This window comes from Photobacterium sanguinicancri (assembly GCF_002265265.1).
GTDB classification, from domain to species: Bacteria; Pseudomonadota; Gammaproteobacteria; order Enterobacterales; family Vibrionaceae; genus Photobacterium; species Photobacterium sanguinicancri.
Map to the genome: position 1 here is coordinate 1 of NZ_NOIF01000163.1, position 11768 is coordinate 11768.

At 42.6% G+C, this 11768-nt stretch carries 12 protein-coding genes; 3 read left to right on the forward strand and 9 right to left on the reverse strand.

All coding sequences use genetic code 11. The features are described from left to right. Positions 1 to 295: 295 nt before the first annotated feature. Both ASV53_RS19040 and ASV53_RS19045 read left to right on the forward strand, forming a co-directional pair. On the forward strand, positions 296 to 1024 hold the full coding sequence (locus ASV53_RS19040) for a glycosyltransferase family 2 protein (protein WP_094958245.1): 729 nt from the start codon (positions 296 to 298) through the stop codon (positions 1022 to 1024). Positions 1025 to 1046: 22 nt separating this feature from the next. Continuing rightward, positions 1047 to 2369, forward strand: a complete 1323-nt coding sequence (locus ASV53_RS19045; protein WP_094958246.1) for an LssY C-terminal domain-containing protein — start codon at positions 1047 to 1049, stop codon at positions 2367 to 2369. Here the strand turns inward: ASV53_RS19045 and ASV53_RS19050 are convergent. Beyond that, positions 2336 to 2971, reverse strand: a complete 636-nt coding sequence (locus ASV53_RS19050) for a CAP domain-containing protein (protein WP_094958247.1) — start codon at positions 2969 to 2971, stop codon at positions 2336 to 2338. The two genes, ASV53_RS19045 and ASV53_RS19050, sit on opposite strands and share 34 nt — an antisense overlap. Before the next feature lie 423 nt (positions 2972 to 3394). Here ASV53_RS19050 and ASV53_RS19055 point away from each other — a divergent pair, with 423 nt between their 5' ends. Further along, positions 3395 to 4450 (forward strand): hypothetical protein, encoded by a 1056-nt coding sequence (locus ASV53_RS19055; RefSeq protein WP_094958248.1) that lies wholly within the window; start codon positions 3395 to 3397, stop codon positions 4448 to 4450. A gap of 61 nt (positions 4451 to 4511) precedes the next feature. On the opposite strand, the gene modC is transcribed toward ASV53_RS19055, so the two are convergent. From modC to ASV53_RS19095, 8 genes are all read right to left on the reverse strand, one after another. Beyond that, a complete protein-coding gene (modC, locus tag ASV53_RS19060) occupies positions 4512 to 5594 on the reverse strand; it encodes a molybdenum ABC transporter ATP-binding protein ModC (RefSeq protein ID WP_094958249.1) in 1083 nt (360 codons plus the stop codon). After that, the gene (gene modB / locus ASV53_RS19065) at positions 5588 to 6280 is read right to left on the reverse strand and encodes a molybdate ABC transporter permease subunit (protein WP_062692553.1); all 693 of its coding nucleotides are present in this window, start codon (positions 6278 to 6280) and stop codon (positions 5588 to 5590) included. The genes modC and modB overlap by 7 nt, the downstream gene beginning before the upstream one ends. Continuing rightward, positions 6270 to 7043 carry a molybdate ABC transporter substrate-binding protein gene (gene modA / locus ASV53_RS19070; protein ID WP_094958254.1) on the reverse strand — a complete coding sequence of 258 codons (774 nt, stop codon included), beginning with the start codon at positions 7041 to 7043 and terminating at the stop codon, positions 6270 to 6272. The genes modB and modA overlap by 11 nt, the downstream gene beginning before the upstream one ends. Before the next feature lie 110 nt (positions 7044 to 7153). Next, the gene (locus tag ASV53_RS19075; RefSeq protein ID WP_094958250.1) at positions 7154 to 7876 is read right to left on the reverse strand and encodes a CerR family C-terminal domain-containing protein; all 723 of its coding nucleotides are present in this window, start codon (positions 7874 to 7876) and stop codon (positions 7154 to 7156) included. 159 nt (positions 7877 to 8035) lie between these two features. Continuing rightward, positions 8036 to 8977 carry a 3'(2'),5'-bisphosphate nucleotidase CysQ family protein gene (locus tag ASV53_RS19080; protein ID WP_094958251.1) on the reverse strand — a complete coding sequence of 314 codons (942 nt, stop codon included), beginning with the start codon at positions 8975 to 8977 and terminating at the stop codon, positions 8036 to 8038. Position 8978: 1 nt separating this feature from the next. Then, on the reverse strand, positions 8979 to 9980 hold the full coding sequence (locus tag ASV53_RS19085; protein ID WP_094958252.1) for a phosphotransferase: 1002 nt from the start codon (positions 9978 to 9980) through the stop codon (positions 8979 to 8981). A 48-nt stretch (positions 9981 to 10028) separates the two neighbouring features. Continuing rightward, positions 10029 to 10292 carry an alternative ribosome-rescue factor A gene (locus ASV53_RS19090; protein ID WP_094958253.1) on the reverse strand — a complete coding sequence of 88 codons (264 nt, stop codon included), beginning with the start codon at positions 10290 to 10292 and terminating at the stop codon, positions 10029 to 10031. Positions 10293 to 10327: 35 nt separating this feature from the next. After that, positions 10328 to 11488: a serine hydrolase domain-containing protein gene (locus ASV53_RS19095; protein WP_239928856.1), complete on the reverse strand. Its 1161-nt coding sequence runs from the start codon at positions 11486 to 11488 to the stop codon at positions 10328 to 10330. Between the last annotated feature and the right edge of the window lie 280 nt (positions 11489 to 11768).

Sequence of the window (11768 nt, forward strand, 5' to 3'; positions counted from 1 at the left end):
ATCAAAATATGACACATTGAAATATAAGTAACGAGTGGTAAAATAAATGCGTTTGAAAAGCTAAAATATCATTCTTGAAATCCTTATTTGCCCTGCTGCTACAGGGCATTTTTTTTACTTAATAGTATTCAAGAGTAAAGCACTTACATCATCACTAGGCTTGCTATTTTTTATAAAATCAAAAATGAACGCTAAATGAATTAAGCACTCACGCTATATTCAATCCACAGGGTTCACACTACTCCTAACTTGTCCGATACCGTCCTTCCTAACACGGTCAAGTCAGGAGTATGTTATGAACCCGATCAGTATTGTTGTTATTACACTTAATGAAGAAAAACGCATTGGTCGTCTACTCGATGATCTAAGCAAACAAACCCACCAAGGTTTCGAAGTTATCGTGGTCGATTCAAACAGCGATGACAACACACGCACCATTTCACGCGGTTATGAAAAAGCCCTCCCTCAGTTAACCGTTCATAAAATGGAAAACCGTGGCACTAGCTTAGGCCGAAATACAGGCGCCAAACTGGCACAGCATGAACGCTTATTGTTTTTAGATGCCGATGTTCGCTTAGCACCAACTTTTTTAACTAATGCGCTGCATAAGTTAGAAAAGAATAAACTCGAAGTGGCTGGTGTATATATGGGGGCAGACGAACTCTCGTTAACTTATCGCTTAGGCTATGGCGCGTTTAATGCTGGGCTTTGGGCAACTTCGTTCTTTTTCCCCACAGCAGTTGGCGCATGTATTTTTTCAACCAAGCGAGCACATCAAGAGATTGCGGGGTTTGATGAAAGTATCACCTTATGCGAAGACTGTGACTACGTTCGCCGAGCAGCCCAAACATGGCGCTACCGCATGTTACCCATGAGTTTTTGGTTCGACCCTCGTCGCTTAGAACAAGACGGTTTTTTTACCATGGGATTAACCTACCTAAAAGCCAATGTGCGTCGATTCTTTCTTGGTGAAATGCGTAATAACGAAATGAGCTATCAATTTGATCATTACCGTCAATCTTAATGCAGATTAAAGTAGGTGAAATATGGACTTTTCTTGGTGGTGGTTATTTGGGGGCAGCTTTTTTGATGCCTTGATAGGCCCTAACTTAGTGGTGCCCGGCGAACCCTTTTTTCTGGCTGCTGGGTACCAACTCAATCAAGGTTTTATCGCAGGTACTATTGCAGTATTAATTGGGGCTGTTTTAGGCGATCAGTTGAGCTTCCTTATCGGCCATAAAATGGGCGCGAAAGGCCAACGAAAACTGCGTCGTCGGTTCCCTAAAACGCGTCGCGCCATTGCCAAAGCAAAAGTAGCATTAACACGCTACGGCTTCATTATTGTTATCGCAGCACGATTACTTGGACCTATCGCATGGGTAATGCCATTTATGGCGGGCAGCTATCGTATGCCATGGTGGAAGTTCAGCCTTTGCTCACTGATAGGAATCGCACTTGGCGTTGGTCAGTTTCTACTTGCGGGCGCACTCATGGGGCATGGGCTTAGCATGTTACCCAGCGTTACCAACCTATTGCTGTTCTTACAAGAGCATTGGTTGTTAATCCTCACTTGTGTTTTGGGCTTAATCGCAACCGTGATCTTTTATCGTCGCCAACAAGGTAAATGGCGCAATATAGTCAGCACTTGGATCATAAGTTTACTGCTAATGAATTACGTCCATTTTTTTATTAATGCCAATAGCATTGGCTTTGCTTTGATCAATGCCAGTTATGCACAAACAACCGCCAGCGTTGATGCAGATCTTCAAGTAACTGAAATTGATCACTACGCGCAACTTAACTTTGAAGTCTATCCAGGATTAGCTCCCGTTTACCAAGCTCAGCCCATTAATTTGATTTACGTCGGCAATAACCCAGACAGTTTGATGCAGCAACTTGGCTGGAAAAAGAATAAAACCTTTTCCAGCGACAATATTTCATTAGGCCGTTACTTTGATTTGATCCAAATGAAACAACCGCCTATTTCAGACTTATATTGGAATCAACAGCCACAATGGTCAGCATACCAGTTATCTGGCGATTTACTGAAGCGCAGCCATGTACGTTGGTGGTATGGGGGAGTTGATAAACGAAGTCAGCAGCCACTCTGGGTGGGCGCGGTCAGCTACGATAACAGCCTGAAGATTGCCCATTATAAAGGGATCATTACGATTCTTCATGCAATCGACCCTGACGTTGATGAAGAACGCGATCGTTTAGTAAAATACAGTCTGAAGGCAGGTTGGCATGCAACAAAAGAAAGCCTGCTAATACCACAGGCTTTCTCTAAGAATCAGCATTATTTTAGTGATGGAAAAGTAGCAATCATCCAAAATTACTGTGGTGTAGCAAACACCTGTGTCCAGTAAATATTATATTGTGAACCTGAGTTCATGTCGTATGCTGATCCCATTTGCGTGTAGTTGCTGCCCATGATGTTTTTGCAGTGGCCAGGGCTGTTTAGCCAAGTCGTCATTACGGTATCAATGTCTTTTTGGCCAGCAGCAATATTTTCAGCAACACTTCGCCATGCATAACCTTGATCTGTTACACGATCACTCGCACTTTTACCGTCTAACCCTGTATGGTTGAAGAAATTATAGTTCGCCATATTTGTCGAATGCACTTGTGCTGCTGATTGTAGCTTCGCATCCCAAGTTAGTGGCGCTACCGCAGGGTAAAATGTTGAACCACAATTGCGCCCAACAGCACGCGCTGCGTTTACCGCCGTTAGCATTTGATCGGCAAAGGTGCCGTCAGGATCTGGCATTGGTTCTGGTGTTGGATCTGGTGTTTCTGAACCGCCGCCACCAGAGCCACCACTCCCATCGGAACCACTCCCACCATTATCACCTCCGCCAATTTGGCCAGACCCGCTATTGCCATTGTTAGCGCTACCATCATCGCTAGATGAGCCGCCACAACCTGAAACCAATAACGCTGTAAGTAATAACAATGAAAATATTCGCATGGGTACATCCAATATAATAATGAATTTGACCACCAATCAATCATTTGCTAGTAAATTAATCTAATAATCACATGAAATATTGATGAATTGATGATGAAAAGCTGTCTATCTTTTGTGCGAATCACTATAAATGTTCAAAATCACGATGCAATATCATGCCACCAATTCTGCCATTTCTTGACAAAACACTGACAAACAAAATACATAGAAAATCACAGATATAGCTTTAAAATCAGCAAGATAAATACGAAACAGTGATTTTTCAGACATTAATGGCTAGATTTAATTACAAATGCGCAATTATACGAATAACAAAAACCGCTAATACATTGTTGCAAATCAGAAATCTATATTTCCAGACACAAACATCCAAAAAGTCAGCTACGCTTCAACTATGCGACAATAATATGCAGGAGAGTGATCATGTACGACACATCTTCAATTCAAAATAATCGTCAATCCTCTAAGGTGCTTCATCAGCCTTCTACGGCATCACCGTCCATTGATATTCGATGCCATTCTCCGATGACACGAAAAAACTTACTGAACGAGCTGAAAGCATTACGTCATCAATTACCTCAACATTGCTTCTCTGATGGTGATTATTGTCTAACCAATATTGTCGAACTCGATTTTCGTGCGGCACTTAATACCACCCAAAACATTGCTCCTGATCTCATTGATAAAAAAACTATTTTTAAGATTGCTATAAATAACGACCTCAGCGAGGACATTCCACAACGCTTGGCTTTCTTGACAGGTAATTCCGATCATAGCAATGAAGTTAACCTAGCCCTTTCATCACACTTACTATTGAATGCAGTTTGCCAGCGCTATCAAGTGCAACGATTAAACCCGATTCAGCAAAGCCTTTATTCCATTTGGCTTAATCAATTAGTTCATTTTGTCATTACTCGCCAACAAGTCAGCTATTCCCCTCATAGAGTAAAATCTGCCACTAGCACGACAGAAAAAATCCCTGCTGATTGGGGGCAATTTGATCCCAACGATGAATATACCCAACAATGGACGCTCGATACTGTGCTGACGAATTGCTATTACGAAGGCATCGCAACATTAACTCAGTGGCTTTGCGGCCAAGCAACACCTGAGCTGCTAGGTATTCAAGCTGCTAAACGTTTTTTTAATCATCATGTTCATCCAATTCAAAAAATCGCGTCACCTAACCTTGCTAACACCACCAATATTAATTGGATTATTTATGAAAATAGCGACATCTTGTATGCTTTCGCACTAAAGACGGGCCCTTGGATGGCACTAGAGTATGCAAGCCATCATCAAGATAGAAGCATCCGAAAAATCGCATTATCGCTACTAAATAAATATAAACATGAAGGAAGCTGGGGGATTAATTTGGAAGACAGAAATACATTTCTACATACACTGATCCAACAAGATATTAATCATGTTGTACACAGTATAAAACAGTATCAATATCCGATATTGAAATATAGATAAGAGGGAAAGTCTCCCTCTCTATTATTAGTGCGGTTCTTCAAGGTATTAACATTTTCTCTTGCTAAGCAGCCAGATCATCACGTGTCACACTGACACCTTTAACCTGCGCGTAGATAGAATCCCCTACCTTTAAGTTCAGCTCGTCAGCCGCCCATAAGGTAATATTGGCCCAAAGCTGTGTTTCGCCAATACGCAGACGGACTTCGACACGCTCGTTGACCACATCGCGTTGAATTTTATCTATACGTGCCCGTAAAATATTACGGATACTGGTTTGTTTCGGCTGCTCACGAGTGAGTGAAACATCGTTTGAAAAAATACGCACGCGTATCCACTCACCCCGTGTTTTTTCTAGCCTATTCACCCATAAAAAGTCATGCTGACTCAACATCACTTGAGTAAGCGCATAATCAGGATGATCAAAGTTAACGCGTGCGCTCAGCAGTGAACTCTGTTCTTTCGCAGGCAACCAAGGACGCATCTCTGGTGAGCCCCATACGCTATTTACATGCCCTGACGCGACCACTTTACCTTGATGCAACATCACCATATGATCCGCTAAGCGTAAGATTTCATCCAAACTGTGGGTGACATAAACAATCGGAATGCTAATTTCTTTTGCGAGGCGTTCTAAATACGGTAATAATTCTTGCTTTCGAGGTACATCTAACGACGCCAATGGTTCGTCCATCAGTAACATCTTAGGCTTGGTTAACAAAGCTCGGCCAATGGCCACTCGTTGCTTTTCACCACCCGATAATGAAGCGGGAAAACGCTCTAATAACGCTTCAATACCCAGCAAACGAACAACATCATTAAAATGTTGTTCATCCTTTTCAGGACAGCCATAGAGTAAGTTGCCTTTTACACGGTAATGAGGAAATAAACGCGCATCTTGGAATACATAACCAATCCCTCTGCGTTCTGGTGGCACGACAGTTTTTGTCGCACTATCGAATAAAACATCGGCCCCAAGGGTAATCTCCCCTGCATCAGGAACCGTCAAACCACTCAATAGATTTATAAATGACGTTTTACCAGCCCCTGACCGCCCAAAGATAGCCGTGATCCCTTCCATAGGTAACGAAACATCAACATCCAGTGCTAAATCACCCAGCTGCTGTGACATATTGATTGTTAGCATGGTGCCTCCAAGCGTTTACGTGCCGCTCGTGATAACCATTCAGATGCCAGCAATGAAGACAAAGCAATAACAATCGCAATTACACATAGCCGTGCAGCTTGGCTCTCTGCGCCAGGGGTTTCAATAAATGAATACATCGCGAGTGGGATCGTTTGAGTCTCGCCAGGAATATTCGAGACAAAAGTAATAGTGGCACCAAATTCTCCGAGTGCTCGAGCAAAAGCAAGTATGGTACCCGTTAAAATACCCGGGGTGGTTAACGGAAGCGTAATGGTCATAAATACGCGCAAAGGACTAGCCCCTAATGTTCTTGCGGCTTGTTCTAACTTGTTATCTACACTTTCAAGCGATAAACGTATTGAGCGAACCATAAGAGGAAATGCCACAACAGACACTGCCAACGCAGCACCTTGCCAACTGAAACTGAACGACACACCGAACCACGCATAAAGCCATTGGCCAACAAAACCTTGTCGTCCCATTGCAATCAAAAGTAAATAACCGATAACAACGGGTGGTAGCACTAAAGGCAAATGTACTAAACCATCCAATACTGATTTACCAAAAAATTGGCAACGAGCAAGTAACCACGCGCATAAAATGCCGAATGGCAGGCTAAAAAGCACTGCCACTCCCGATATTTTTAGACTCAGTAATAACGCCTGAATTTCGTATTCAGTTAACACTTACGACCTCAAAACCATATTTTTCAAACACTGCTTTGGCTTCCTCTGACTGCAAAAACGCATAGTATCCTTGTACTTCTGGTATCGCTTTACCTTTCACGATAGCCATAGGATAACGGATTGGCGCATGGCTGCTTTCTGGCAATTCAGCCACAATTTTCACTTTGCTCGAAATCTTGGCATCTGTTTTGTACACAATACCGAGATTCGACTCACCACGTTCCACTAATACCAAAGCCGAACGCACGTTATTCGCGCGCGCAAGTAAATGCAAAGCATCCGCCCACAAACCGTAATGCTCTAAGGCTTGTTTAGCATACCGCCCTGCCGGCACATGGTTAGGATCTCCCACTGCCATGCGAGTGCCATCTAACGCTTTTTCCAAATCCCATGCCGCCGAAACCTGCACCTGAGGATCTGGATATGACTTAGGTGCAACTACCACTAAACTATTTTTCAGCAGTGGCTTGCGACTATCATTTTCAATTACTTGCTGTGTTTGAAGGTAATCCATCCATTTAACATTAGCTGAAATATAAATGTCAGCAGGTGCTCCCTGCGAGATTTGACGTGCTAATGCCGATGAAGATGCAAACGACAAACGACTCTCAACGCCTGTTTGGGTTTGGTAACGCTCAGAAAGCTCTGTAACTGCATTCGTCAATGACGACGCAGCAAAGATAGTGACCTGCTCTGCTGCATACGTATATTGACTGGCAACGACACTCGCAGCACAAACTAACCAAGTAAAATTTCTCTTCATCATTAACAAACCCATAAGCAAAAACGATATGTAGTTAAGTATACATCGAAAAGATTATCACAGTTAGTAAAACATAGTGAGATCAAAGAATGAATGACTCGAAAGTGGGCTTATCGAGGTAAATGATGGCGCAAAGAAAGCAGTGTATCTACCTGAGTGGAAAGATAGTTTTTTAATTGCATCACTTCAGGTTCAGACAGTGTCTCCCATCCCATGTGCTGCAACAACATATGCCTTGCTGAACGCACAAGCTGTACCTGTGCGAGTAAACTCAAGGCAAGTAGCTTTACTTCAGGATCTGATACCTTTCGCTGAATAACAAAAGCTATTGGTTTTTCAAGTGCACTGAGTATTGATGCGAGGGATTCATTATAAAGAAGTGAAAAAGCTTTACTGGGTAGTTGCTGTTCACGATAAACAAGCATCGCCCACGATGCAGTTTGCCGATTAAGCAGTAAATCAAGATTCGCACTTAGCAGAACTTTAATCATATTAAGACAAGCATCGCGCTGCTTCTCAACCGTCTCTATCTGCTCAAGCTGAGAAAACTCACTTTCTATTTTCTTGAGCGCTGGCGCGAATCTCACCCCAAGTTTATGGCTGACATGGCGTATAACCGCAAAATAAAGCCCACGTTTGCCACCAAAATGGTAGCTAATTAAAGCAAGGTTCACCCCAGCTTTTTTAGCTAGTAAACGATTACTTGCGCCATCATACCCCTTACGACTAAACACACTGATCCCTGCTCGAATCAGTGTTAGTCGAGTCGCATCAGTTTTACTCTGCAATTTATTCTTGATTATCTTACTTGGCGTTGACGTTTTTTCGTCCATCACTTTTCCCCCACTACTATAAGCAATTGCTGAATATGAGAGTACGCTCCGTGAAAGAGGCGAAATTAATATGTCTCAATATCAATATTCATAACAATTAATTACAACTATAGTGCAAGATAAAGCCATACATCACAAAGAGTTAGATAGGTTAACTTATTACCTATATATAAAAGAATTAAGGGGTAAGTTCACGCTATAAAATACACCTTCATGATTCATGTAATTTGAATCCTTACGATTTAAATCAAGCGGTGCACCATGAATATTCGATACAGCAACAGCCGATCCACTCTGTATTAATGCTTCAAAAATAGCTGCTGTCGCGCTGAAATCCCAAAGGCTCCCCCCACCCTTTTGAGGCTTAGGCAACTTAATATAAGCGGCAGGTGCGTTTTCAAGTACACCGATAGCATTCATCACAGCCCCTGATGTGTTAATAACTTCAAGGCTACGTATACCCATCAATTTTAGCTGCTCCGCTACAGCTTCCAGTAAGGGATTATAACGAGGATCTTGGCTAAAACTGCGGTCGATAAATAATGTGAAAACATCAGAGGATATTGCGGGTGCTTTACCTTCTCGTTCAAGAAAGGTGTCATATGGTTGAAGTAACCAAGGTTGACCATTTTTAATAACTTGGCTGTTACTGGCATCGTTAATCGCTTGGTAAAGATCCCCTGTAGAGGGATTAAACACAACGCCAATTGACGGTTTTCCTGATTTAGACACCAATGCAATAGAGACGGCATAGCCTGGCATATTTTCGATGAAGGGCAATGTGCCATCAAGCGGGTCAATACACCAAAAATATTCACTCGTTAGCCTTTCATGATCCGAAGCTTGTGCTTCATCTGCATTCTCTTCACTCAAAACGCCCAAGTTGTAATATTTAATACTTGGCGCTAATACCGACAAAATCAAGGCTTGGCTATCGATATCAACTTGCGTCACCACTTGAGCACTAAAACTGGATCCTGCACATTTACTATCAACATCCAGCTGCTTACGATCAAACTGTACGATGTATTCACCAGCGGTTAATGCGGCCTTCGTAGCCTGCTGTAATAGTTGTTCTAAATCCGTACTATTTAACTGCACGTTATCTTCCTAATTGCTCTAAAGCCTGTACCGTTAATGCTTCGGTATAGTCATTAATTTTCCAATGTTCAGGGCACCAACCCTTAACAAAGCGCTGGAAGTCAGCCCAAGCAACAGGAAATAACCAACGCCACTCTTGCTCTACACTTTGTGATTCAATATGAGGACAAAGTTCTTTTATCGCTTTTGATAATTGAGCAAAATAATAATCTAAATAAATAGGAACTTGCTGCTCTGCCTTAGAAAAATCAAGCACACTACTGAGCAACAAAATAACATCTTTCATACCACAGCCGTGGCCTACATACTGAAAATCCACAGCAGCAGCTTTGGCCCCTGTAGGTGTAAAACAAAAATTGGCCAGCTTGGCGTCACCATGGACAAGCGTTTGATACTGAGCTTCATGTAAGGTGTTATCAATCAAGCTTGCAGCCTGTTTCAATCGTGTGTCTTGCAGCGCATGAAGTTCATCTGGTCGTGTTGCTAAATGCCAGTATGTGCCCGCGGGCCAAAGCCCCGAGTACATCGTTAGGTTTGCGGGGGCAGAATGAAGATGTTGCGCATGGAAATAAGCGAGCCACGACAAACAAGCTTCGACATGGCATTGTCGCGGTGATGTCACAACGTCGCCATAACCTGCGGGGGCTAGGTCATCTAAAATCAACAAAATCGCATTGTCTAACCGTTCAACATACACACAATGTGGAACATGACACTGTAAATGGCTTTGGTTGGCAAAAGATTGGTACCAATTAACTTCAACGTGGTATGAATCTAACTTACGTTGGTGTGAGGTAACCGTGTTCCACCCTTTAGGATGACTTTTAGGTTGTGGTAACTCAATGTACTTAACCACAACAGAAGGTACGCCTGCATCGTTTAAAAAAGCACGGAATAACGTTCCATAACCACCCCATAACGTTTGAATAACTTGGGTGTGTGACACACTTGATGCCTGTGTAAATTGAGCGACAGATAACAGAAGTTGTTGGGAAATTGACATGATAATTAGTAAAAGAGCAAGAAAGAAAAAGAGCCTTATTCAATGACATTATGCTGCGACAGCGAATACCATTGAATAAGGCTCTCGGCCTTTAAACTTATCTTTTCTGCTAAAACTGCCCTTGCCTTTTTTCGCTTGCACAACACGTGTAGTAAATAGCTTACTTGTCACTGCTGCTTTCAGGGCATTGTCTCGAATGGTTCCGCGCCCTAAATCTGTTGCTGTTTCACTCACGGGTGTAGGTAATTGCACCACATCAACATCTTGATTGTTATGCGCTTGCTGCTTCGCTTTGCGCTTTTTAGATACCATAGGTATACCTCATATATTAATACGTTCAGCCTAAATTATGATTCAGGCACGCTAGATTGTACCTTATCCACCATATACTTTTTATACAATTTTAGAAACTCTAACACCATGCCCCTCGCTACATTATTTCGCTCGCAATTAATGAGAAAAACCACGCCCGTCTGGGTCACTGTATTAAAGAGCATTTCTGTTCTAATCCCTTTAACCCAGCCACCATGATGAATAAAACCAGACAGCCCTTGATAATCAAATGTTCGCCAACCTAAGCCATAATAGACATTACTGAGTTTGGCTTTATAGCGCATCTGGTTCGCCCGAATATGAGGCTTGTGCATAATCGAAAGCAAGTCAGGATTGAGTACCGCGGGTTGATGACCGAACTGCGCCAACATCCATTTGGCGAGATCTTGCGCACTGGCATTGATCCCCGCCGCCGCAGGAACTTGATAATAAGCCTCTTGCGGTTTAACCGCCGCGCACCCTGATTTAGTCTTCACATGAGGAGCTACCCTATCTTCATTACTGGTAAAGCCCTCAATACCGAAGGTTGCATGCTCCATTTCCAGTGGAATGAATATCTGCTCTTTCACAAAAGTAGGATAATCTTGCCCTGCTGCATGCTCGACCATTTCTGCAGATAAATTATAAATAATATTCTGATAACCATAACAATCCCCAGGCTCACACACAAAGTTGATCCGTTTGATCATCTGAACAATGCGGGTGTAACTGACATTGTCTTCAAGCAAATCAGAATAGGCTTGAGGCACAAGTCCTGAGGTATGGGATAATAAATGACGTAGCGTGACCGCGCTCCCTTGCTGGGGATCACTAAATTCAATGTGCTCCAAGTAAGGCACTACATGGGTGTCCCAGTCGATTAATTGTTTATCAACTAATAACGATGTCGCAGCCGATGCAAAGGTTTTAGATATGGATGCCAACGGAAAGCGTGTTGAAGACGTGACACGTTGCTTACTACCAACCTTTGCCACACCATAGCCGCGTAGTAGTCGGATTTGACCGTTAACAACCACTGCCAACGAGGCACCAGGAATAGATGTTGCTACAGCCTGCTTAACCCAATCATCAAGCGCGTAGACTATTTCATCTTTCGATGCACTGGTGGCGTTACCAGATACCACCATCATCAATAATGAAATAACACCAAAGCAAGTACGTCTTAAGCTTTGCACCACACACTCCTACAATGGCTCAATGTGCAGTAGAAAGTTTAGGTGTAAATCACCTCATACCAAGGCTTCGACTGTCTTAATAGTGAAACCCTGTGACTATTACGAATCGCTAGAGGCCATAAACTTAGATAAGAAAGTACCAATTTGGTCATACTTTTTATGGCTAAAATTACGGATAAGCTCTACTATGCATTTAGTGAACAGTGCTTTATTCGACTCACAAGTGTACGCTGAAAATGGCTATAAATTGACTAAGATAATAATACCCATAACTTTTAGT

What these genes read in the sequence shown, in the direction of transcription:
- ASV53_RS19075 (WP_094958250.1), bottom strand. Translation starts at nt 7,876, where the DNA reads ATGGACGAAAAAACGTCAACGCCAAGTAAGATAATCAAGAATAAATTG.
- ASV53_RS19050 (WP_094958247.1), bottom strand. Translation starts at nt 2,971, where the DNA reads ATGCGAATATTTTCATTGTTATTACTTACAGCGTTATTGGTTTCAGGT.
- ASV53_RS19040 (WP_094958245.1), top strand. Translation starts at nt 296, where the DNA reads ATGAACCCGATCAGTATTGTTGTTATTACACTTAATGAAGAAAAACGC.
- ASV53_RS19090 (WP_094958253.1), bottom strand. Translation starts at nt 10,292, where the DNA reads ATGGTATCTAAAAAGCGCAAAGCGAAGCAGCAAGCGCATAACAATCAA.
- modA (WP_094958254.1), bottom strand. Translation starts at nt 7,043, where the DNA reads ATGAAGAGAAATTTTACTTGGTTAGTTTGTGCTGCGAGTGTCGTTGCC.
- ASV53_RS19055 (WP_094958248.1), top strand. Translation starts at nt 3,395, where the DNA reads ATGTACGACACATCTTCAATTCAAAATAATCGTCAATCCTCTAAGGTG.
- ASV53_RS19045 (WP_094958246.1), top strand. Translation starts at nt 1,047, where the DNA reads ATGGACTTTTCTTGGTGGTGGTTATTTGGGGGCAGCTTTTTTGATGCC.
- modC (WP_094958249.1), bottom strand. Translation starts at nt 5,594, where the DNA reads ATGCTAACAATCAATATGTCACAGCAGCTGGGTGATTTAGCACTGGAT.
- ASV53_RS19085 (WP_094958252.1), bottom strand. Translation starts at nt 9,980, where the DNA reads ATGTCAATTTCCCAACAACTTCTGTTATCTGTCGCTCAATTTACACAG.